A 23,044-nucleotide genomic window follows, 5' to 3' on the forward strand; every position below is an offset into this window, starting at 1 on the left:
GTAAGGAAGAAGGAAGAAGTAATAAACAAATCAGAAAAAAAGGAAAAACAATCTAAATAGGTATATTAGACTTGTCGCGAAATAAAACCTTAAAGTGAAATGGGAAAATTCTGGCTTTCAATCATTAAATTATCCTGCCATTAAGTAGAAATTCCAGAGTCCAACCGCAGTGAACATGAAGCGATCGTCGCGCATCTTTAATGTGATTTCGATACAATCCTCTCGCTGCATTATATCTCTTTACGCCAGATATTGTCTGTTCACTTTTGACGCGGTCGCTACTTTTTTCTTGATTGAGATGTTTTTGTTGGTCAGTTAATTCCTGAGATCGAGGTTTTTTCGTGGGTCGGATTGATGTTGACAAATTCCTTCTGTCATCCCTGGAAACCCAAATCTACATGAATTTTCACTTCATCAGGTACAAAATCTACCAATTTTTCTTCATCTAATATAGAATCCGGTTATACAGTAATTGCAAAATTACTTTCTCTTAATACAGATGTTCTACTGAATACAAATTTAAAAATTCATGCTATTTCAATCTTTTCTTTCTCCTGACTCCTGAGGACTGACTCCTGACTCCTAGAGCGATACGATAACTAATTACCCGGATTCTATATAACTGCCGAATGCCCATCAACTTTTCCCTCTCTTGCTTTCGAGCGGACGAGGACTCTTTGATCAAGGTCAGTCATGACCAGATGTTGACTCCTATGGCACTTTTTTTTACCTGAGTAATGATTTTTCTGCTTTTGGTGGTCTTTTAGACCCTGGATTGGCCGTTCTGTACCATCGATCATCACCTCTGTGGCAGATGGAAACCTGGTAATCAATTCTTCAATGCTCTGTAACTTACGTTTTGGCAAGGCCATTTTCTGCCCTAAAGCACTCTAAGCGCAATGGTTGTAGTCTCAACATCCATCCGGTGTGCTCTGCTGCGGTGCAAGTCAAACAACACTCCTGGCACATCAAAGGTAGGGTAGCATTTAAAGTAGAACCAGATCAAAAATCACTTGTCTTGGGCCTGTAGCAATGGCGCTTTTCTTCCTCCTCCCAGAGCTCGGAGTCTTGATTTTTGGCAAAAGAGCGATCGCTTCCAATTCAAGTTGGACACAAAAAGCTTGTAATAATTCATCCAATGCCTTACGGTTTAGTCCAGTCAATGCCCGCACTGAGGCGGTCTTCTTTTAGCACCCGATTGATATCTAACATTGTCCCATTTCAAACACCCTACTAACTCTATACTTTACCTTATAAAGCGACAAGTCTAATAATTAACAATTACCGAATAATTAAGGTAAAAATCCTCTCCTTTAAAGGAGAAACAATGAATTAATTTTGCTTTTATTCAATCCTCTTCCTTTTAGGGAGAGGTAATCATCAATTATCAATTATCAATTATCAATTATCCATTATTGAAAGCGCTGTCGTATTAACAAATCTACAAATCTATCCTACTTATAATGGTTTTCTAACAACTCACGCTGCATATTAGTTGTAGTCAGCCTCACGCTACTCAAGGCTTTGGACTATGCCACGCTCGAAACCAAGAGCTTAAAAAGCTTACCATAAAAAGATTACAAAATTGGTGGGAACGCTTACAGCAGTTTCTCTAGTTTTAGCCCTATATATTAAGATAATCGTGAAGTGGATTTTAGAAATATGCTCATATATGGACTATTAATTTTAGTAATTATAATATTTCTCATCCGTTCCTCTAGTTTAAATGTGATTCAAGAACCGAAAACTTGGACTTCATCAGAGCGAACAAGGTCAATTTTCCTCTTTCTATGGAAGTTTCTCAGCTATCTGGGTATGTCTGCACTTTTTATCTCTCTAGGACTTATGATGGGCATTATTGGCTATCATTGGGTAGCGGGTTTGAGTTGGATAGATTCTCTAGTAGAAGCTTCGATGATTCTTAGTGGTATGGGACCAATTAGTCCCCTCTCAACTACTAGCGCGAAAGTATTTGCTTCTGTCTATGCACTCTTTAGTGGTTTGGTTTTTGTCATAGCGATGGGAATTCTTTTATCTCCTTTGGTCTATAGTTTGTTAAGTCAATTTCGTGTTCATCTCAACAATGAAAACTACCAACAAGATGAGCAATTAGCAAAATGATTGAGATGTAGAACTGAAAAATAAATGTTTGCAAATCGTTACAGTTAAAGATCAACTTATAAGAGTTATCTTCTGATTTTTAATGGCTCCCAAATTGGTTCTATACTGAGATTAATCTGGCTTTCACAAAAGCTTTTTTCAAAGTTCTAACTAATCTTTGAGCTTGATGTTTATAAAGTGGTTTAGGTAATATTCCTGGCAAATTATTCATTAATTCTCTAGCTTGATTAATGCTACATCCAGAAATACCAATAATTTCATTTGCTCCTTGAAATATGGCATATTCTGATGGAGCAGATTCAATCATAACTTGCCAAGTAGGTTGTTTTATTTCGCCATTTTCAATTCTTTTTAAACCATTAATTGTTGCTAAAACAATTAGGCGATCGCCTACGGTCAATCTAATATCATCTGAAGGCATTAATTTTGATTCATTTGGTGGCTTTTGATATAATATTGTTACTACTCCATAACCATAAGCTATTTCAGCTAATATTAATCCATTTAAGGTATCTCCTGGCTCAATATTATATTCAGTTACTAATACTGTTTGATGGTCTATTCTAAATAAACTTAATATATTTTCTCCAAATGCTGCTCCGGCAAAAGCTTCTGCTACAACAGCGGAAGTACAAATAAATGTAGAATATGGTAAAAGTTTGGCTAAGTTATTGCTAAAACGTTGTTCAGAAGTACGAATTACTAAACGAATATTTGGATTAACAGCGTAACCCATTAATGCTACTTCTAGATTTAACATTTCATCATTTGTAACAGCAATAATTCCTTTGGCAGTAGTTAAATTTACTTTTTCTAGAGATTTAATTATATTACCTACAACTAGAGGAATTTGAGGGGTTATATCTGATTCAGTTGCTGTAGAACTAATTGCTACTAATTTCTGTTTAAATCCTTGTAATAAACTAGCTACTCGCTGACCAACCCTTCCTAAACCAATTATTACAACATGGTCTTGAGTCGGAATAGGATTTCTTTTGGTAAACTTAAATCTTGTACTTAACAATCTTTCTGTAATTAAACCATTCAACAAAGCTACAGAAATAATTCCTACTAATGTTGTGATTAAACTAAAAAATTGCAGCCACCAAGGAAAATTTTGCTCTAGTTTAATGCCACCAAAAATATCTCCAAATCCTCCTAGTAATAAAACTGCTGTGCTATAAAAAGCCTCTCTTAAAGTTGCCTCTGGATAGTAAAGCAAAAATAGTAATGTACCACTGAATAAGAAAATTACTAAAATTAAGGCACTAGAAAAAACTAAGTTACGAATTGGGTTTTCGTGAATCCAATTCCAATAGTTAATGACTAGATTTTTAACATCCGTTGGTTGAATTTTTAAAATTGAGTGAAATCTTTCCCATAATTTAAACTGGTTTTTCTGAGATTTTTTTTGATTACTTGTAGTAGTCAAAAAATCTGGTTTTTCAATATAAATTATTCGGTCGTTTGCTTGAATTAATTCATCACTATCCCAATCATAAAATTCTGATAATAATTGAGTATAATTAGTCGCGTAACTAATGACTTTTCGATGACGATTATTGAGCTGATAAACATGACGATTATACCAAGGCATATCTGGTTTTATTTTACGTTTGACTATCTTTATTTGATATTTTTCTAGGTAAAAAAAACCGATAATTTCTGAATCTAAAGCAGCAACGGCAAAAGCTGGTGCAGGTAATTCCGTAGGTTCAAATGCTACATAATTTCCTAGTTGTTGACCTAATAGTTGATTGAGATTTTCTTTTGCAGAACGGACTACAAGACGAATTTGAGGATTAATTAATCTTGCTGCTAGAGCGATCGCTAAATTTATTCGTTCGTTACTTGTAACAATAAGTATTGCTCGACACTGTTGAACTTGACCTTGTGTCAAAATACTAGGTTCTCTTGCATCTCCAATAATTAATTGGTTCAACTGTGAAAATAAGTCTGAAACTTCCCAATGTTGAGGTTGTATAAGATCGATGGCGTTAACAACTACACCAAACTTTTTTAGAGCAGCTACACAATGTTGTCCTAAACTACCTAACCCACATATTAAAAACCTATCTATTGATGGTGAGAATAAAGTATTAGTTGTTGAATTTGTATTGTGATATTGATTGTTAGGAGTTGATGAGGACATTGGGTATCTAATACCAAATTTCAAACACTTTTCTATGTTTCCTTGAGCAGAGGGGTGGGTAGGGACGTTGCATGCAAAGTCCCTAGACAGTAGTAAACATAAGAATAATATACACTCACTGGCTAATAATTGCTCTTAACGTTATGGAATCCTGCTAATTATTTAGTCATTCAAGTCTTGTATAAGTATACCATTCTTTTTGATAAATGGTATAATACCAAGGGTGAAAAAAAAATGTGATTAATCATAACAGGAATTAAAATATTTTTGGTCAGATATTTCTTTAGATAAAAAAGGGATATTAAAAGTAAGAAATGATATTTAAGCTATTTATTCTGACTAGGTGACTCCTAGAAAGATTCTAGCTATTTATAGCAAACATTTATTAAACTGGTATAAATTATTCATATAGCAGGCAACAAGCAACAGTGGGAAAAATTTTTCCCCTTCTAAAATTCATCATCGCTCTATACATTAACTGCTCTGGCAGTGGCTATATCATGTTTATTGGTATTATCCACTACACATAAATTGATTAATAATTTGTAGATGCTAATTATTTTTTTTGGTTGACCAACGCCATCTTAAAAAAGCAATAACTTCTTCTGGTAACAAAATTAGATGAGGTTCATCCGAGATTAATAGCAACCAGTCTTCTTTTTGCTGGAGTAGTTTCCATATAGGTGTTCTGGGATGGGATACTATCTGCCAAGAACCGAGTAAATCATGATTACAAAAAAATCCAAATTTTTGAGCATGATTGATGATTACATCTGTCATTATATACAGCTCCTAAAAGTCATCTTTCTTAGTTAGAATATATCAAATCTGCTTTAATACTTAGATCAACAATTTAAAGAGAATCGAATAATTTTATACTATTTTTATTCTTACTATCTATCAGCAATAAAGCAAATTTATTTCTCAAATATTATAGCTTTAATTTAAACTTAGTCAAGTATTTAATTTTTTTTAATGATTAACTCCATCTTTCGCTAGATTTAAGGATAGCAACTAACTTAGTAACTGCACCGATAAAATTTGTATATACAATTACTACTGTAATGTTGTATAGCAATGTGCGCTGGCATATTTACAAATTGCAGGAATTATCCAATAGCTAAAAATTTTATATTATAAGCTTTTTATTCCCCTCCTGGGAAGGGGAGGGGCGAGGGGTGGGTTCCCTATTGCCTGTTACCTGTTGCCTGTTGCCTGCGCGCAGCGCTATAACTAAGAGTGAGCGATCGCTTGTCAGAAAGTTCTACCTTTAAATATAGTCTTTATTCATCTTTGTCTGGTAAAGAACAGAAATAATATCGGCGTTGCTTAAATGTAATGATAATTAGACATCTAGTCCACCCATAGGGAGTAGGCAGCTTTGCTGTAGGCAGTAGGGAACCCACCCCTCGCCCCTCCCAGGAGGGGAAGAATTGATAATTTCTTTGGGATATAGATATTGATTTTTGATTCTTGGAGATGTCTATTAGCTGAAGGTAAAATTGAAAAACTGATGTTTTGCGCCCAAAGTTAATCTCAAAATCATTACCACTCAGCAACGCCATAATATCAAATCCGGATGATTAGTTATCCTATAGCTGAGGAGTCAGGAGTCAGTCCTCAGAAGTCAGGAGAAAGAAAGGATTTGAATAGCATGAATTTTTAAATTCGTATTCAATAGACATCTCCTCGAAAAGAGGGAGCAGGAAGTAGGGACGTTGCATGCAACGTCCGTACAGAGCAGGGGAAATAATTGATAATTTATGGATAATAATTGATTTTATTTTTGATTATTGGAGATGTTTAATAGAAAATCTGTATTAAGATAAAGTAATTTTGCGATTACTGTATAACCGGATTTTATATAATCCCAAAAATCCAAAAGCGTTCAGCTTAGATGTAAATATAGATTGAGGTTTTTTCTAAGAAAAAAAGCGCTGTTTTGAGTATCTTCTATCCTGGTTTTTGCTACTATTTATGCTGTTTTATCTCCTTTACTATTCCCTCCATACCTTTTTAATAGTACCTGGTTTCCACATCCCAGATCAAAACACTATATAAGTATTTATTAGAACCTGATACCAGATATATAAAAATAGAATCGAGGGTAAAAATACTAGACTTATAGATTGTTTATTTGTCAGAATTCATACCAAATCCGTTTACTACAGACCACATATTTTATTGAAAAAAGCTTGATGGCTTTTATTTGACCTATTTGTGGTTTAGCTAAAGCAGATTTGGTATCAGCCGCCAACTTGCCTGTTATGGTCATAACTAGGTTATCAGCTATCAGCTTCATTAGCTTTAATTGTATGGGTTAAAAACTCAAAACAAGTTTTTCTTGTGCTTCAATTTATGGGTGGAAAATGTAGTATAAGTTAAACGAATTTTTACTTTATTCATTCAAAAACTGAATGCTCTCGCATTCCGCACCGAAGAGCTGACTGCTAATAGCTGAATGGGAGCGCATTCCGCAGGAAATGCTTACCTTTATTTAGACCATATTCTCCAATCCTTTGTTATCCAAAAACTTGAGAAAAGCTTAAGCATTCTATATTTTGATAGGCAAAAATCATGCACTAAATTACAATGTATCGAAGCTCTAATCGGCCAAATTAAAATTTCAAACAGTAATCAATTAATTGCTGATGAATCAATTCAATAATCTCAAGTCATTACAATCAGTTTCGCGACGAACAATACTCAAATTATTTACTGTTGCTTCTGCCACTGGTCTAGTGGGTTATACTAGATTTTCCAAACCACAACCAACAGTTTTTGTACAAGATAACCTGGACTTACCACGATATTTAAACAAATCTAAAAGCGTGGTAGTAGTTGGTGGTGGATTAGCAGGATTAGCTTGTGCTTATGAACTTAGTCAGCGAGGTTTTAGGGTTACTTTGTTAGAAAAATCCCCACAACTAGGAGGAAAAGTTGCTAGTTGGTCTGTTGATTTTGGGGAAGAAAAATTTATGATGGAACATGGCTTTCACGGTTTTTTTCCTCAATATTACAATCTAAAAAGTTTAGTATCAGAGTTGAATATTACGGATAATTTTAAGTCTTTAGAGTTTTATTCCATGGTGTTTAGAGAAGGGAAATATGACCCAGAAGTATTTCGCCCTAGCAGTTCTGCCTTTCCTTGGAATATTGTAGATTTAGCAATTTCTTCTCCTAATAGATTCAGATGGGGAATCAATTTAGTAAAGCCTAAACATTGGGAAGTTTTTCAGGCTATTGGTGGCTTTAAAGTAGAGAATACTTACCAAAAATTAGACAATTTATCTGTAGCTGAATGGGTGGAAAAAGATTTTCCTCAAGGATTGTATGATTTATATTTTTTACCTTTTGCGAAATCAAGTCTTAATGCTCCAGATAAATTGAGCGTTGCGGAGTTAATGCAGTTTTTTCACTTCTATTTTTTTGGTAATCCAGAAGGTTTAGCTTTTAATGGTACGAAGCAAGATATGGGTACAAGTTTAGTACAACCTATTACTCAAGAAATTAAAAGTCGGGGGGGCAAAATTTTTACGGATATTGGTATTAGTAAAATTAATTGGAAACAAGGTAAAGTTGATTCTATTAGCTATCAGTTAGGAGAAGCTAAAAGTCTAATTCCCTTCTGGGTAGAACGTAATTTAGAAATCAATAAACAGGATGTTGATTATTTTGGATCGAGCGATCGGCTTTTTGCTATTAAAGCTGGTTCAGATGAGGCTATTTCTCTGACTTGTACTCATCAAGGTTGTACTGTTAAATTAGCTGAAGATGACAAATTTTACTGCCCTTGTCATGGAGCAGTTTATGACAGAAAAGGAAAAGTATTAGCAGGTCCAGCAAAACGAAATTTATCGCGCTACAAAATCACTCAAAGTCGAGAATATCGGGTGCAGTTAGTTGGGATAACAGAAAATAAATCTGAGATTGTTCCTACAGAAATTCAGGCAGATTATTATGTATTTGCTACGGACATTCCGGGAGTTAAACACTTATTTAATGTGATGGAGGGAGATGTCAATCAAAAAGTAAAAGACCGGGTAAAAAAACTGAATATAGCCGATCCATTTGCTGTCTGTCGTTTTTGGTTTGACCGAGATTTTGACTGGAAAAATAGTAATTTTACTTCTCTATCTGGCTATCAATTAACTGATAGTATTACTCTCTATCATCGCATTCAAGAACAATTCATTAAATGGCATGAAAAAACAGGCGGTAGTGTAGTAGAGTTACACGCTTATTGCTACAAAGAAAAAGAGTTTCCTACTCAGGAAAATTTACTGACAACTTTTGAACAGGAATTGTATGAAATTGTGCCTGAATTAAAGGATGCTAATATGCTGCATCGGGAATTGGTAAATCAGAAAAATTTTTCCGGTTATCCTCCAGGTAGTTATCAAGAACGTCCAGAAACTAATAGTGGTGTTGATAATTTGATATTTGCTGGAGATTGGGTAAAGATGCCATTTCCTTGTGGTTTAATGGAAAGAGCTATTAGTAGTGGGTTATTAGCAGCAAATGAAATTCTTGAGCGAGAGGGTTTACAAAAGCGAAAATTACTATCAGTAAACCCAGAAGGTATTCTCAAAATTTGAGATTAAAAAGGAAGAAGGAAGAGGGAAGAAGGAAGAAGAGAAGAAGGGAATAAGGTAAGAAAGGAATAAGGTAAGAAAGGAATAAGGTAATATAGAATCCGGATAATTACTATAGCTAAGTCATTGCGACTTACACTCCATGGAAGGAATCAATCTCTTATGTTTTAGATATTTCTATCCAATTGTCATAACTATTCAACCAGACATAATATAAGAATAGAAAGAAGGGATAGTTTAAGAGGAAACAAATGTCAACCAAATAAGGACTAAAAAAGATTTACAGGATTTTTAAGATAGTGAAGTACAGTTCAATATTAATCTCTATTTTTCCTGATACTCTTCTCTTATTTTCTTCTTTCCTAATTCTTTTCTTCCTCTTCCTTATAACTTTCTCCCTCTTCCTTATTCCTTCTAACTTCTTCCTTTTTAAATTGATAATTACCTCTAGTTAAAACTATCGGATTGAAGCAAATGCGGAAATCTCCTAGCACTTTTTTCTCCTTTATCTGAGGATGAGAAACAGAAGCTCATACAAAATAGGGGATGGGAGTTTCCACCAGACTACTGGATGTTCGATCCTAATTGGTGGGGGCCCGCTATTGTGCGTCCATCGCTTCCTTCAACTTTAGAGGAAAGGAAAAACCGACAATTACATTCTATAGAGTTACGCCCTATTGAGTAAGCGTCACCGAGCAGCGAGCAAGAAAAGTAAGCAAACAACCATATTGAATGATTCAATTTTACCGAAAAATTGGGGAGGCTTTAAACCAGAATTATTTAATTATTAATTATTAATTATTCAGTAATGATTTGCTAGAGAGTTTGCAGTTAGGAAAGTTGCCTCAAGGAAAGAGAAATGTTGATTCAGAGTTTGGGAGTTTATCTTGATAGGAATTAGTTAAATTTATTAGGGAATTATCTATTAGCGATCGCTTGTTTTTAGTGGGTGTAATTAATAAGTATATTCGATAGGAAATTAGTAGTGCTAAAACGTAAGCATTCAGCCGTCAGTTATCAGCGATTAATTTTGGCTTTGAACAACTACTGCCTTCTTAAAAGAAAATTGTCAAATGTTTTTCTATAACGTTACAGCTTCTAAATTCTTTTAATTATGAAGAGGTAATATTAACAATATGTAGTTTAGCCAGACTAATAATAGGAGCATTGATACTAGTATTATTCATAATTTAGGTATAAAAAAAATAATAAAAAAAGTATAATTATAGTCAATAATTAACAGTAACTATCCCCGGTTAAAACACCTATCCCTTATAAGGAACTCCTGAAACCCTTGTGGGAGGGTGGGGAGTGTGAGGAGGGTGGGGGTGTGGGAAGCAAGGATTTTGTCTACAGCCCTCAAAAAAGTGTATTTTTAAATACAATTTTCTCCCAAAAAAGCCGCTCCCATACCTATACATAGCTTGTCTTTTTTGTCAAGTTTTATGTTAAGAAAGATGTTTATAAAGCTTATGTTAAAACACGGGGGCTTTCAACGTCGCTTTTCGGTAAAAAATGACTATCTTGAGGAGATGGCTATCGCTCCCCAAAAGATACTTATAGTCAGTGCTTGAGAATTTTTGGAGATGTCTAATACCATTTCTCATGCATTCTTGCTATATCTCCTTGAGAGTAGGGAGTAGGTAGTAGGGTAAAAAGAGATAAGATATCTTGGTTGAATGCCGATAATAGTCATAAATATGATTCAACCATTATTATTACTTAATAACTGAAGTTCCATGGGAAGTATAGCATTATTTTTGGGAATTGGTATAATACTTGCTTCATTAATTAAAAAGCTTTCTAACTTCTTCCTTCTTCCTTCTTCCTTCTTCCTTCTTCCTTCTTCCTTCTTTATTCTAACTATAATTACCACTAACTGGTGTAATAGGAATTTCAATTATGAACTCTGCACCTTTTCCAATTTCAGAAATACAACTCAAATTCCCCTGATGTTTTTCTACTACAATTGAATAGCTAATTGATAACCCTAAACCTGTACCAGTACCCACTGGTTTAGTAGTAAAAAATGGGTCAAAAATCTTGGATAACGTCTCAGAATTAATACCACTGCCATTATCACTAATTTTGATTTTTACTGTGTTTAACTCTGTCACTTCAGTAGAAACTGTAATAGTAGGTTTATGGTCAAATTCCTGTTGTTTATCTCGCAAAAATGCTAAAGCATCAATGGCATTACTGAATAAATTCATAAACACCTGATTCATTTGAGAAGCATAACAGATAACTTGTGGCAACTGACCATAATTTCTGACTATTTCCACTTCACGTTTATCTGACTTTTCCTTAATACGAGTATGTAAAATTAGAAATGTACTATCGATACCTTCATGGATATTTACAGGTTTCATTTCTGCTTCATCTAGACGTGAAAAGTTACGGAGAGAAATGACAATATCTCGAATACGTTCAGCACCTACGTTCATGGAATTTAAAAGTTTTTGTAAATCTTCTACGATAAATTCCAATTCGATTTCCTCAATTTCATCTTGAATTTCTTCTACAGGTTCAGGATAGTTTTCTTGGTATAAATCAATCAAATTAAGTAAATCAGAAACATATTCAGTAGCGGGAGAAAGGTTTCCATAAATAAAACCGATAGGGTTATTAATTTCGTGGGCTACTCCTGCCACTAATTGTCCTATGCTAGACATTTTTTCACTTTGAATTAATTGATATTGAGTGCGTTGTAGCTGTTGTAATGTTTGCTCTAGTCGTAGATTTTTTTCATTTAATTCTTGAGTTCTTTCTTGTACTTTCTGCTCTACAAAAGTATATAAGATTGCATTTTCTAAAGACACTGCTACTTGAGATGATAAAAGCCTTAATATTTCCAAACGTTCTGGAGTAAATGCACCTGTAATTAAGTTATTTTCCAAGTACAAAACTCCGATGAGCTTACCACCGTTAATAATCGGAGTACATAAAACTGATTTAAGTTTATTTTGAGCAACATAAGAGTCTGTTGTGAACCGATCTTCAGCAAAAGCATTGCTTAAAACAACATCTTGACGCGTTCTTTCTACATAGTTAATTATTGTTAGTGGTAAATCTTCATATTCATTAATTTTACTTTCCTGAACTACCACTTCTTCAGAATCTAATGTTGCTTCAGCTTTAGTTATTAGTTTACCTTCTGTGAGCAACAATAGAACGCCTTTTTCAGCTCCAGCATTTTCTATGAGAATTTTCATTAATTTAGATAGTAATCTATCTAATACAATCTCACTAGAAATTGCTTGAGATGCTTTAATAACTGTGGCTAAATCTAGGGATTGGCCATGGTTGGTCGTTTCACGAGAAATTGCTGTAGTTGAAGTATCAATTATGTTATTTTTAACTGTTAATATATTTTGCAATTCTGGATATTGATTCTCTAAATCTTGTAGCTTTCTAGTCGCGCCCCAATTTTGATAACCATAGTAAGCTTCTTGTAAATGAACTTTGGCATACTTAAATTTATTTTGATTTAGCCAATATTTTGCCGCTAATTCATTACCTAATGCTTCATATTGGATAAATTCATTTTTCTTTGCTGATTCTATGGCCTGATTATATAAGTCTATTGCTTCTAGATTCTTTCCAGAAATACTAGCTTTTTCTGCTTCTACTAATAAATATTTATGTTCAAAGTTTTCTTGGCAGTTATCTGCCCAAATTTTCATCTGCTGTTGATTTTTTTCTAGTTGTTGCCAATATTCTGTTTGTTTAGTTTCTGAAACGTGAGTATAAAGGGCAGCTAAGATTAGTGAATAATAAAAATTAAATTCTGTAGTAGGTACAGTACCTATAATAAATGTCAGATATTTTTTAGCTTCTAAGATGTTATGCAATGCGGAGTCTAAATCTCTATATAAATAGAGAATAAAAGACTTATTAATTAGATAGATACATAGAGAGTGAAAATTTTGATATTGTTGACAACTTTCCAAGTATTCTGTTTCGTTTATTTTGTCAATATCAAAGTCGATTTTTTTGTCTTTTAAAGAGTTTATATCCATTTTTTTTGTTTGTGCTTCCAAGTTTTCTATAATACTTTTAATTCCTGTTAAAGTATCTGTCGAAAGTTGATTTTTTGTTTTTTGAGTAAATTGTAAATAGCGAGAAACTTCTTTCAATGTTTCTGAAATTGGTCTGCCTTGGAATAATGAATTAATAGCAGTGTTATGTAGAAGATAACCAGCATATTCTAAATCCCCTGATTCTAAAGCCGCTCCATACCCTTCATTATTAATTAAATTAGATTCTTTGTGTGCTTAAACCAAAAACTTAATCCATTAGCAAATCCAGCATAAGCTTTACATTTTAAACCTAAAATTTCCCACTTATCAGTTAATTTTAGTGCCAAGAGACCAAACTGATATGCAGAGTGATAATCTCCTAAAGAACTATTGAGGATTATTCCATAGTTACAATAACAAACACATGACTCAGCAACTGAACCATATTTCAAAGAAATATTAACACCTTTCAATACAATTACTGTCCATAACTCTGGTGAAGTTAAATAAGTAGATGCCATCAAATTTGTAATTAAGGCTAAAGCTACTTTATATTTTGATTTCTCGCTTTTTGTTTCATAAATCAGACTAGCAATTTCTTGAGTGCGTAAATTTTCTTTTACTTTAGTAAATTCCCGATCAATAACTGTTTGTAAATCTGTTTCTGGAAGTTCGATTTCTAGTAATCCCAAAGCCTTCTTTGCTGCTGTAATTGCCTTTTCATACTGAGCGCGTAAAGTATATTGAACAACCAATAAATTATAAACTTCTGTTTTTTCAATAACTGATTTTGAAAGGTCTAATATTAATTTTATTAAGGCTTCACTTTCTGATAAATTACTGTTTAAATATTCTACTATTGCCCCTTCTTTATATAGAGCAAAAGTTAAATCATAGTATTTAGTCCAACAATCCCGGTCTAATAGATATACACCTGTTGTAATATATTCTTGAGCAGCTAAATAAGCTGTAGCATCTTTAGCTTTTTTACCTGCTTCTAAATTTAGTTTTGCTAGTTCAATTTTTTCTGATTTATCTGTAATTAAAGTTCTGCCTATATTCAAATGATCTACTAAATCAAAAACTCTTTCGCTGCGATATTCTAGAGGAGTATTTTCCAAGAATAAACGGCCAATTCTTAGATGTAAAGCTTGTTTTTGAGATTCATCTATCAAAGTGTAAGCTGCTTGTTGTACTCTGTCATGCAAAAATTTATAATTCAGAATTAAAAATGGATATAAATTCAATTCTAAATTTTTAGTTTCTATTTCTGAAGCAGGTAGAATTAATCCTTCCTGAATAGCAGGTAATAAATCTTGAAAAGTTGCATAAGATTCTTTTTCATAAATCAACGAAAGGGTATTCAAATCAAATTGGTTACCTAAACAAGCAACTAAGCTTAAAACCTTCTGAGTTAAGGTCGGTAATTTTTCCAGTTTTCCAATCATTAAATCCACTACATTATCAGTAATCTCAAGTGCTGTGATTTGTTCCATATTCCACATTTGATATTATCTGTGGTACTTCTGGATTAATTTCATGGGGTGGTTTTGATTGTTTAGCAATGTGGGCATGAACTAATTCCATCACATCAGTGTTAGTAAAAGGAAGTTGCTGAGTTAATAGTTCATAAAAAGTAACACCTAGAGAATAAAAATCTGTACGATAATCCAGAGAACAATTCATTCTACCTGTTTGTTCTGGAGATATATAGAACCCCTAACCGTATCTTTTATTGAAATACAAAAGCTTCAGGAAAACCGTTTTAAGGAGCCTAACAACTATAAGGGTTCAGGAGACCGAAAAATTATGAAAAATGACTGCCAGAATCATAAAACCCAGATGAGTATTGAACTTGTAACTTCTTAAATAGATACGGTTAGGGGTTCTATAAGGAAGAGTACCTTCTAAAATATTTGGATTTTTGAGTTTATAACTGTCACGAGTTAATACAGAAGATATATTAAAATCTATAATTTTTAATTCCCTGGTCGTAAAGTTAACAATTATATTAGATGGATTAATATCTTTGTGAATAATCTTAGCACTATGAATTTCACCTAAACTTTCAGCAATTTTAATCGCTAAATTCAAAAAGCCCAATATAGTAATTTTTTGTGATGTAATTAATGTTTTGAGATATTCACCGCCAAAATCTTCTAAAATCATCACTAGAGTATTATTATACTTTTCTAATCCATAAACTTTAATCACTCCATAAAAATTCAAATAACTAAGAATTTCATACTCTTTTCGATAACGATTATTCTCAGCTTCACAAGGAAAATCTCCTTTGCTAAATTTAAGTACAACAGGTTGATTATTCTCCTCATACCTACCTCGATAAACTACTGAATTATTACCTTCATAAATTTTGGCAAGAATTTGTTAACCTGAAATATTAATCATTGTGAAATTTTCCTACAAAACTACTCCGATTTATTTATTAATTCTTAAATATTATCTCTAAACCCTATGTCTTCTTCTCAAATAACTTTTTTCCATGATATCCGTAACTTAGGAATTAATCACAATCACTGGTATGCTGTTGCCCGCAGTGTAGAGGTAAAATGTCAGCCTTTCAGCATTACCCTTTGGCATCAATCAATTGTCCTTTATCGGGACTCAGAGGGAAAAGTCCATGCTCTGGAAGACCTTTGTCCTCATCGTTTTGTCAAACTTAGTTCTGGTCGCGCGATCGCCGATGAATTAGAATGTGCTTATCATGGATGGCGCTTTAAGTCAAGTGGCAAATGTTCTTATGTACCTTATTTAGCAAGTAATCAAAAATTGCCTAGCTGTCAAATTAGAACTTTTCCAGTACAAGAGTTAAATGGTTTTATTTGGCTATTTCCTGGAGATAAATCAAAGATAAATTTAGTTTCTCCTTTAGAAATACCTGAGTGGGAACACCTCAACTATATAGCCACCATCTCAGTTATAAAATGTCGAGCCCACTATTCTTATTTAGTGGAAAATTTGATGGATATGTACCACGGACATTTACATCAAAACTGGCAAGCATGGGCAGCAGCAAAATTAATAGATTTATCTGAAAATGACGATCGAGTAGATGCTTATTATCAGGCTCAAAGTTATTACAAAATCGACAAAATTTGGTCTATCTCTCAATTATTATTTCCTAGTTTGCGACAACTCCATCCCGAACCATTAAATGTTAGTTATATCTATCCAAATTGGGTTTCTAACCTGGGCAAAGATTTTAAAATTTATTGTCTTTTATTACCTATTAATGAAAAACAAACCCAAGCTTATCTGATTCATTTTACATCACTTCATGCCTTTTGGCGTTTACATAAACTACCAGAATGGTTTAGAAGATTTGTGAAAAATAGTTTATTTGGTTCAGCTCAAAAACTACTTGATGGATTAGTGCAGCAAGATGTAGAGATGATTGAAGAAGAACAGCAAGCTTATCTGAAAAATCCCCAGCAACGTAGCTATGAGTTAAATAAAGCTTTGGTAAGTACACAAAGATTAATTAAAAAACAAGCGCTCCAATGAATCATAAATATATGCTGAAAATAATAGAAGATCTGTTGAACAGCCGATAAGATACTTATCAAGGAATAAAACTTATCATACATAAGTTATAACCGTATTTAGTGTGAGGTCAAAAGTCCCTGAGTTAAATCAGGTCAAGAAAGAAAAATTGCTCCTTAATGAATCTGGAGGATTCCAAAATGGAGTATAACTTTTGAGGAATTATCAAGAGTTATTCTTCAGGGAGCAGCTATATAGCTAATGGAAATTAGCCTGATCAAAAAGCGATTTTGACAGCAAGCGTATTTCGATCAGGGTGATGAAAAAGAGCAAAGTATTTTTGCCGAGGCAAATTGATACCTGATGAGACTTTAAGGGGTGCAATGATTAATTTAGTAACCTTTTTTCCTCAATATAGTATTAGTTGGCCAGATAATGGAAAAAATATGGAGCAGTAACTTTAGGTACTCAGAATGGTCAAACACAAAAAAAATCTGTAATCAAGTACAGGATGGAACAAGTCAGCGCAATAAATTTGGTATCTATACCAATATGTTTGAGCATAAGGGGGGTAATTTGACTGCTCCTACTGGGAAGATAAGTCCAGTGACAGCAAATAGAGGTCAAGCAGAATAATAATCCTATTCCTTTGCAAAACCAGTAATTAGAATCCCGTGTACTGAAGTTGCGGGAGAAGTCAAAACAGCCAATATAGCAGAAGCAAGAAGCAAGAAGGAAGAAAGAAAAATCTGGCGTTGTCTGAGTTTTAAGCTTTTGATATGTCCGCGCCCTTTCCTTCGACTGCTATATCTCTCACATTATGGATGGAGCTAGTTCAACATGGGTAATACCATTGGCATAATGTTTGGGTTTTTAGGTGGAACAATTTTCGCCAGTGAGGGGGGATACAAAGTCTTACAACACCCTAACCCAAACCGAGAATATCAAAGACTTTCGGAAGCTAAATGGTTTTTGGCCTTGAGGTGGTGCGAACAATTTCCAGCTCCTGCTGGTATCCTTAACTTCCAAGGTCAATTTTCTTTTTATAATCAAGCAGCATTAAGAATTGGAGAACACAATTTTTTACCTCTAGAGTATAGGCAAGAAATTTTTAATCAATGTTTATCCTTGCCAGCAGGTACAACAAAAACTTACTCAATTTTTGCCCCTGATGGTAGTTATTTTAGCTCTTTTGAGGTGATGGGAATTGATATCGATCCTAGATATGGTAGGATTGCTATTGTCAATTCACTCTAATTTTTTCAATCAAAAAAATTAGTAGTCCTAAAATAGTAAGGATAAAGGATATTAGAATTATTCCGTGACTAGGCGTGTTTCCTATTATAGCACTACAAAAAAGTGTTAGGACATTGATAAAATTAAAATTCTTTACCTACAAAGTTTTGACTTGAGCTGATAACACAGTTCCTCCGTCAGGAGGATAGCTGAATGCTTAAAGCTGAATGCTTAAAGCTATACTTATCATTAACTTCTTTACCACTACCAAAAAATTAAGCATTAGGTAGGTGAGCAGGAAGAACGCTTATGGCAGCAATAGCAATGTAGATAAGGGCGAAACGGGTTTCAAATATTGCGACAAAATAAAATTTTGTTGTGCGATACCAATCTAATCTAAAGGCGATCGCTACTAACTTGACTAAGGCCACAGTATAGGATAGAGCTGTGGCTATATTTAAGCAGTTGAAGTAGTAAAGACTCAGTATAATTAGGATTGCAGTTCCATGGTATATCATTCCAGGTACAGGAGAACTGGTTTTCTTTTTTCGCAACTTGAGTGTAAATATAGCACTGCTGAAAAATAAAGTATTCAAGATCCACATTGCCATAGCAGCTAAAGAAATATGGCCTGTCGTAGCTATATATGCTAAAGGTGCTGATAGACAGATAGCTGTAAATCCAATGAATTCATTTAGTATAGATTTTTGTTTTTGCTTTAGCACTGCAATACTATCCGCAACTAAAGCTGCTATTGCCATGGCATAGATCCATAGCAAACATGGAGATTGAAAATATAGCCATGCAGCGATCGCCATCGCAATACCTCCATATACCCCACCCCAGATGAGAAAGCGGGGTTTCCAACTACTTCGCTGTTTTATTTGCACGACTAAGGGATGTTCTGCTTGCAAGGCGAAAAAAGCACAGATCAAAGCTAAAGTTGTTGAGTTTGTCCATTCCTGAGCTAAAGCTGCCCCTGTGATAAAGGAGCCACCCAATACTAGCAAAATTCCTTGCTCTGGAGAAAACGTCGGTCTATACCAAGTTTGTAGGTTGGAACGATTTTTATTAGAGGTAGTTGTTGATAACTCAACCATGATTAAACTCCTTAAAGAAGGCGATCGGTTTTGGACGTTAGGTATGATATCAAGTTCGGATTAGCGGTCTTACTGTAGGTTGGGCGAAATGTATCTCACAACCAAAAAAAATAGACATCTGTTGGATTTTCTTCTTAATCCTGCCCATAAGCTGCGAAGGGGTGGAGAAACTACAAATTGGTATTGGCCTTCTCCCTGGACAAACAATTCTTCAACCCTACCTACAAAGTTTACATTGACACTAATCTTTATTAATAGTTTCTTGATAATTATTCTTAATTATTTCACAAATCACACCTGATTTTTAAGTATTTATTTATACAAAATATTGAAATAGTTAGTACATTAGGGGATTTGTCAATAAAAACTCAAACTTTTATGGTCAGGACTTAAAAAGAGGGCAGTAGGCGAGATAGGTAATTATACTTCATAGAGCTAGTTATGGACTTTTGCATTGAACTAACTAATAAATAATTTAATTGATAATTAGATGCAATTATTTTGGCATAACCTAAAAAGCGATCGCCTCTCAAATCAAAGGGGCGATCGCTTTAATAATCAATTTAACAATCAGTTAGACGTTGCAAAAGAGCGCTAATCTCAACTAGATAGTAGCAAAATCATTAGCATCAATAGCTGTAGGAGCAATACCAAACAAAGTTGCTAAATCTTGTGATGTTGCAGTCTCCTGCAGAATAGTATTACCACCACTAGCAACTACAGTTAAGTCACTGAAAGTCAGACCATCTAACAAGAAGTTATCTGTACCATCTTGGTAATCCAAAATATCGTCACTGCCATCACCAGAGCGCAATATGAAACTGTCAGCACCATTACCACCAGTGAGAAGATCGGAACCTAAACCACCATCAAGAGTGTCGTTATTGCCACCACCTTCTAAGTTATCGTCACCATTACCACCTATGAGTTCGTCTCGACCTCCATTACCTTCTAAGTTATCGTCACCATTACCACCTATGAGTTCGTCTCGACCTCCACCACCTCGGAGGATATCATTTTCAGCTTCACCCATGAGAGTATCATTACCTGCATTACCCTCTAAGATATCATCACCAGTACCACCGAGTAATTCATCTGCCCCACCACGACCACTGATACTATCTGCTCCACCCAAACCTTGGATTAGGTTATCCTGAGCATTACCCTGAATCGGAATATCATCATTTCCAGTACCAACAATACCACCAGGGATCTCAAAATTACTACTATCAAGATCGGCAGCTTGGATATTTATTAAAGTTGCTAAATCTTGTGATGTTGCAGTTTCTCGGATAATAGTGTCAGTACCACTTTGAACGACAGTTACGTCACTGAAAGTCAAACCATCCAACAATAGCTCGTCTGTACCAGGGGTAAAATCACTAATCTGGTCATTGCCATCACCAGAACGCAATACGAAAGTATCGGCACCATTTCCACCATTCAGTAAATCGTTACCTAGACCACCGTCAAGAGTGTCGTTATTGTCACCACCTTGTAAGTCATCAACACCATTACCACCAAGGAGACTGTCTTGACCTCCACCACCAAGGAGAAGATCATTATCTGTACCACCATCAAGGGTATCATCACCAGTCCCACCATCAAGGTTGTCATTACCAGTACCACCAAGGAGTTCATCATTACCTCCCTGACCGTTGATGACATCTGCTCCTCCCAGACCATCAATGCTATTATTCTGATCATCACCGTTAATAGTCTCACTATTTCCAGTACCAAAAATGGTATTTGGGGTAGGGTCGGTAGGGTCAGTAGGGTCGGTAGGGTCAGTAGGATCGGTAGGGTCAGTAGGATCGGTAGGGTCGGTAGGGTCAGTAGGATCGGTAGGATCGGTAGGGTCGGGATTGCCAAACTCGAATGCACCAATATCAGCTACACCATTAACAACGCGCTGGAAACCAGTACCTCGTTGGTCAGTAGTTAGACCGAGAGAGTTACTGCCAGCGTTAATAGCAGCACTGCCAGCTTGTAAAGCATGGGTTTGAGTAAGTCCACCGTTATCAGCAAGAGGATCTAGACCAGGGTTAGTGACTCCAGTTTGGTCACCTGTACCGTTGAAACGAGTATTAGCGTTTCCTGTACCAATTAAGTTGTTGCCACCGCTTTGGATGGAATTGCTAGTAGCTCTTAGTTCGTCAACATCATTAGCACCCGTACTATTACGGTTACCAGAAATAATTGTAGAAGTAACAGTTGTAGCCGTTTGATTGGGAGTGGTATCTAAAGCAAAACTTGCCAAACCACCGCCAGTTCCACCATTATTTAGAGTGGGAGTTTGTGCAAAGTTATTAGTAATGGTGCTGTTGGAAATTGTAGCATTGGTAAAATGGCTTAAATTGGGGTTAACGGCAGTGATGTAAACACCACCACCTTGACCGTTTGCTGTATTACCACTAATGGTGCTTTGAGTAACTTGTGTAGTACCAAAGATAGCAATACCGCCACCATCGCCAGTACCAGTAGCAAGTGCTGCGTTGTTATTGATGGTAGAATTAGTAATGGTTGTATCACCAAATGCCATGACACCACCACCATTGTAGTTAGCTTCATTATTGCTAATAGTGGTGTTGATAACATTGGCGGTGCCTAGATCGTTGTTATAGAAACCACCACCATCACCTGATGCAGTGTTGCCTGTGATTACAGCGTTACTGATAGTGATATTTTCATTATTGAATATACCACCACCATCACCAGCGTTAGTAGCATTACTTCCAAAAGCAAACCCACCTGTAATGTTTACTCCATCAATGGTAACTTGAGCTTGGTTATTGGCGTTGCCATCATCAACATTAAATACACGGAATTGACCATTAGCTGCACCCCCTCCATCTATGGTGACTGGATTTGTTTCATCTCCATCAATAGTGAGGTTTTTATCTATTAACAGTTCACTAGCGAGGGCGATAGTCTGACCACCTAGACTGGGGTCAAATTGAATCGTATCACCTGCGGCAGCATCAGTAATTGCTTGTCTTAGGGAACCAGATCCACTATCGTTAAGATTAGTTACTGTAGCCATAGTTTGTTTGACTTTTTAGTATTTTGTTTGCTATTCGTTTAAGCATTGTTAGTTGCTTCTCATCCGGAAAAAATAAGATTAATTTAGATTAATTAATTTTGCCTAAAATCTAATTCAATCATGGCAATAATTTCGAGAAATATCTTCATTTCCCAGTTGAATATTTTCTCAGTAAATCATCAGTTAATCTACTGAAAAATATGGCAAATTTTCTACAATTTTGCAGCAAATTATAGGTAATTTGTAACAATTTTTTTTCATGTTATATGATGTCCGGATAATTAGTGATCAGAAAACTCTCTCCTTCTTCTCCTGTTCTTCTTCTTTCTTCCCTCCTGACTCCTGACTCCTGACTCCTGACTCCTCCGTAGTTATTTATTTATCACTGTTCAACCGGACATGATGTTATTACAAATTACTAAATGCTTATTCAATTGATATTACATCCATTTGTAAAAATGACTTTTAACTATCATTTCACTTCTTCATATCTCAGCCTGAAAAACAGGAAAAAAATATGATTATTTATTCTGTAATTTTGCTGAGTTCGATTAATGATAATTACCGATGAATTGACAATAGACAATAAATATTTCAGCAACTTCAACTAGAAAACTCTGGTAGTTTTCACTTAGATGCTGTTAAATGATATAGCTGAAGGAAGAGGGAAGAAGGAAAAATGTTGCTTTGTCTGAGTTTTAAGCTTTTGAACTGCCCTAACCTTTCCTTCGACTGCTATATTCAAATAATAAGTAAATTCAAGGAGATTTTTTCCCTTTTAATTCAAGATTCTAATTTTTTTTCCTGCCACCGTATCACAAGTAGGTAGGAATTCAATCCAAACAAGGGTGCAACTAACCTGATTTTCTTTATGCACTTAATCTCGATCATTGATGCTTTTCCATCCTACTCATTCTTTCATCAAAGTGTCAAGGGTAAAGGATTATTTTTTTTAAGAAAAGCTATAGCGCTACGCGCAAGTCAAAAGTCAAAAGTCAAAAGTTAAAAGTAATATCTGAATGAGTTTGAGCATTTATAAATGTTCTAATATCATGTTCCCCCGGAGGGGGAGCTATGCTAACGGATAATCAGTTATAAATAAAATTTAATGACTGACAGTACCGACAGTACCAAAGAAATACTGAAATTATCTTTACTTTTCTCCAATATTTGCTCTTTTTCTCCTTTTTTCCCTCCTGAGGACTGACTCCTGACTCCTCACAACAGTTATTTATAAGTATTCAACCGAATATGATATAACCTATAGCAAT

Annotated in this window: 17 protein-coding genes and 1 pseudogene; 4 read left to right on the plus strand and 14 right to left on the minus strand. The window is 34.8% G+C overall.

From position 1 onward, the window contains the following. Window positions 1-124 precede the first annotated feature (124 nt). The 3 genes from F6K06_RS12275 to F6K06_RS12285 all read right to left on the minus strand — a co-directional run bounded on the left by F6K06_RS12275 (window position 125) and on the right by F6K06_RS12285 (window position 1,163). On the minus strand, window positions 125-364 hold the full coding sequence (locus tag F6K06_RS12275; protein WP_161564942.1) for a transposase family protein: 240 nt from the start codon (window positions 362-364) through the stop codon (window positions 125-127). Window positions 365-614: 250 nt separating this feature from the next. Next, complete coding sequence (locus tag F6K06_RS12280) at window positions 615-866, minus strand: transposase family protein (RefSeq protein WP_287243249.1); 252 nt, start codon at window positions 864-866, stop codon at window positions 615-617. Window positions 867-986: 120 nt separating this feature from the next. Then, window positions 987-1,163, minus strand: coding sequence for a hypothetical protein (locus tag F6K06_RS12285; RefSeq protein ID WP_287308946.1), 177 nt, complete (start codon window positions 1,161-1,163; stop codon window positions 987-989). Between the two features lie 499 nt (window positions 1,164-1,662). On the opposite strand from F6K06_RS12285, the gene F6K06_RS12290 reads away from it, so the two are divergent. Continuing rightward, window positions 1,663-2,121: a hypothetical protein gene (locus F6K06_RS12290; RefSeq protein WP_287243247.1), complete on the plus strand. Its 459-nt coding sequence runs from the start codon at window positions 1,663-1,665 to the stop codon at window positions 2,119-2,121. 100 nt (window positions 2,122-2,221) lie between these two features. On the opposite strand, the gene F6K06_RS12295 is transcribed toward F6K06_RS12290, so the two are convergent. The 4 genes from F6K06_RS12295 to F6K06_RS12310 all read right to left on the minus strand — a co-directional run bounded on the left by F6K06_RS12295 (window position 2,222) and on the right by F6K06_RS12310 (window position 6,575). Further along, window positions 2,222-4,273 carry a TrkA family potassium uptake protein gene (locus F6K06_RS12295; protein ID WP_287243246.1) on the minus strand — a complete coding sequence of 684 codons (2,052 nt, stop codon included), beginning with the start codon at window positions 4,271-4,273 and terminating at the stop codon, window positions 2,222-2,224. A gap of 552 nt (window positions 4,274-4,825) precedes the next feature. Continuing rightward, complete coding sequence (locus F6K06_RS12300; protein WP_124144119.1) at window positions 4,826-5,053, minus strand: hypothetical protein; 228 nt, start codon at window positions 5,051-5,053, stop codon at window positions 4,826-4,828. Between the two features lie 503 nt (window positions 5,054-5,556). Further along, on the minus strand, window positions 5,557-5,838 hold the full coding sequence (locus tag F6K06_RS12305; protein WP_287308947.1) for a hypothetical protein: 282 nt from the start codon (window positions 5,836-5,838) through the stop codon (window positions 5,557-5,559). Window positions 5,839-6,413: 575 nt separating this feature from the next. After that, the gene (locus tag F6K06_RS12310; RefSeq protein WP_161564704.1) at window positions 6,414-6,575 is read right to left on the minus strand and encodes a hypothetical protein; all 162 of its coding nucleotides are present in this window, start codon (window positions 6,573-6,575) and stop codon (window positions 6,414-6,416) included. Between the two features lie 349 nt (window positions 6,576-6,924). Between F6K06_RS12310 and F6K06_RS12315 the strand changes: the two genes are divergently transcribed. Further along, the gene (locus tag F6K06_RS12315; RefSeq protein ID WP_287243245.1) at window positions 6,925-8,871 is read left to right on the plus strand and encodes an FAD-dependent oxidoreductase; all 1,947 of its coding nucleotides are present in this window, start codon (window positions 6,925-6,927) and stop codon (window positions 8,869-8,871) included. Between the two features lie 1,702 nt (window positions 8,872-10,573). Here F6K06_RS12315 and F6K06_RS12320 read toward each other — a convergent pair. The 5 genes and pseudogenes from F6K06_RS12320 to F6K06_RS12340 form a co-directional block, all read right to left on the minus strand. After that, the gene (locus F6K06_RS12320; protein ID WP_161564703.1) at window positions 10,574-10,744 is read right to left on the minus strand and encodes a hypothetical protein; all 171 of its coding nucleotides are present in this window, start codon (window positions 10,742-10,744) and stop codon (window positions 10,574-10,576) included. Then, window positions 10,728-13,007, minus strand: a complete 2,280-nt coding sequence (locus tag F6K06_RS12325; RefSeq protein ID WP_240039167.1) for an ATP-binding protein — start codon at window positions 13,005-13,007, stop codon at window positions 10,728-10,730. Before F6K06_RS12325 ends, F6K06_RS12320 begins: the two co-directional genes overlap by 17 nt. A 116-nt stretch (window positions 13,008-13,123) precedes the next feature. After that, window positions 13,124-14,386: a hypothetical protein gene (locus F6K06_RS12330; protein WP_287243243.1), complete on the minus strand. Its 1,263-nt coding sequence runs from the start codon at window positions 14,384-14,386 to the stop codon at window positions 13,124-13,126. A 4-nt stretch (window positions 14,387-14,390) separates the two neighbouring features. Further along, window positions 14,391-14,603: pseudogene (locus tag F6K06_RS12335) on the minus strand (hypothetical protein); the annotation flags it as partial. 78 nt (window positions 14,604-14,681) lie between these two features. Beyond that, window positions 14,682-15,275: a protein kinase family protein gene (locus F6K06_RS12340; protein ID WP_353734903.1), complete on the minus strand. Its 594-nt coding sequence runs from the start codon at window positions 15,273-15,275 to the stop codon at window positions 14,682-14,684. 90 nt (window positions 15,276-15,365) lie between these two features. On the opposite strand from F6K06_RS12340, the gene F6K06_RS12345 reads away from it, so the two are divergent. Continuing rightward, window positions 15,366-16,415, plus strand: coding sequence for an aromatic ring-hydroxylating dioxygenase subunit alpha (locus tag F6K06_RS12345; RefSeq protein ID WP_124147237.1), 1,050 nt, complete (start codon window positions 15,366-15,368; stop codon window positions 16,413-16,415). A gap of 819 nt (window positions 16,416-17,234) precedes the next feature. Continuing rightward, window positions 17,235-17,651, plus strand: coding sequence for a hypothetical protein (locus tag F6K06_RS12350; RefSeq protein ID WP_124147236.1), 417 nt, complete (start codon window positions 17,235-17,237; stop codon window positions 17,649-17,651). A gap of 254 nt (window positions 17,652-17,905) precedes the next feature. Here F6K06_RS12350 and F6K06_RS12355 read toward each other — a convergent pair whose 3' ends face one another. Beyond that, the gene (locus F6K06_RS12355) at window positions 17,906-18,730 is read right to left on the minus strand and encodes a YwiC-like family protein (protein ID WP_124147235.1); all 825 of its coding nucleotides are present in this window, start codon (window positions 18,728-18,730) and stop codon (window positions 17,906-17,908) included. A gap of 604 nt (window positions 18,731-19,334) precedes the next feature. Continuing rightward, window positions 19,335-21,773 carry a choice-of-anchor Q domain-containing protein gene (locus F6K06_RS12360; RefSeq protein WP_287243241.1) on the minus strand — a complete coding sequence of 813 codons (2,439 nt, stop codon included), beginning with the start codon at window positions 21,771-21,773 and terminating at the stop codon, window positions 19,335-19,337. Between the last annotated feature and the right edge of the window lie 1,271 nt (window positions 21,774-23,044).

The organism is Okeania sp. SIO1H4 (genome assembly GCF_010672695.1).
Classification (GTDB): domain Bacteria; phylum Cyanobacteriota; class Cyanobacteriia; order Cyanobacteriales; family Microcoleaceae; genus Okeania; species Okeania hirsuta.

Excerpts from the sequence above, each read along its gene's own strand:
- F6K06_RS12330 (WP_287243243.1), bottom strand. The coding sequence starts at position 14,386 with ATGGAACAAATCACAGCACTTGAGATTACTGATAATGTAGTGGATTTA.
- F6K06_RS12350 (WP_124147236.1), top strand. The coding sequence starts at position 17,235 with ATGGGTAATACCATTGGCATAATGTTTGGGTTTTTAGGTGGAACAATT.
- F6K06_RS12355 (WP_124147235.1), bottom strand. The coding sequence starts at position 18,730 with ATGGTTGAGTTATCAACAACTACCTCTAATAAAAATCGTTCCAACCTA.
- F6K06_RS12300 (WP_124144119.1), bottom strand. The coding sequence starts at position 5,053 with ATGACAGATGTAATCATCAATCATGCTCAAAAATTTGGATTTTTTTGT.
- F6K06_RS12310 (WP_161564704.1), bottom strand. The coding sequence starts at position 6,575 with ATGAAGCTGATAGCTGATAACCTAGTTATGACCATAACAGGCAAGTTG.
- F6K06_RS12295 (WP_287243246.1), bottom strand. The coding sequence starts at position 4,273 with ATGTCCTCATCAACTCCTAACAATCAATATCACAATACAAATTCAACA.
- F6K06_RS12315 (WP_287243245.1), top strand. The coding sequence starts at position 6,925 with ATGAATCAATTCAATAATCTCAAGTCATTACAATCAGTTTCGCGACGA.
- F6K06_RS12345 (WP_124147237.1), top strand. The coding sequence starts at position 15,366 with ATGTCTTCTTCTCAAATAACTTTTTTCCATGATATCCGTAACTTAGGA.
- F6K06_RS12290 (WP_287243247.1), top strand. The coding sequence starts at position 1,663 with ATGCTCATATATGGACTATTAATTTTAGTAATTATAATATTTCTCATC.
- F6K06_RS12305 (WP_287308947.1), bottom strand. The coding sequence starts at position 5,838 with ATGGCGTTGCTGAGTGGTAATGATTTTGAGATTAACTTTGGGCGCAAA.
- F6K06_RS12360 (WP_287243241.1), bottom strand. The coding sequence starts at position 21,773 with ATGGCTACAGTAACTAATCTTAACGATAGTGGATCTGGTTCCCTAAGA.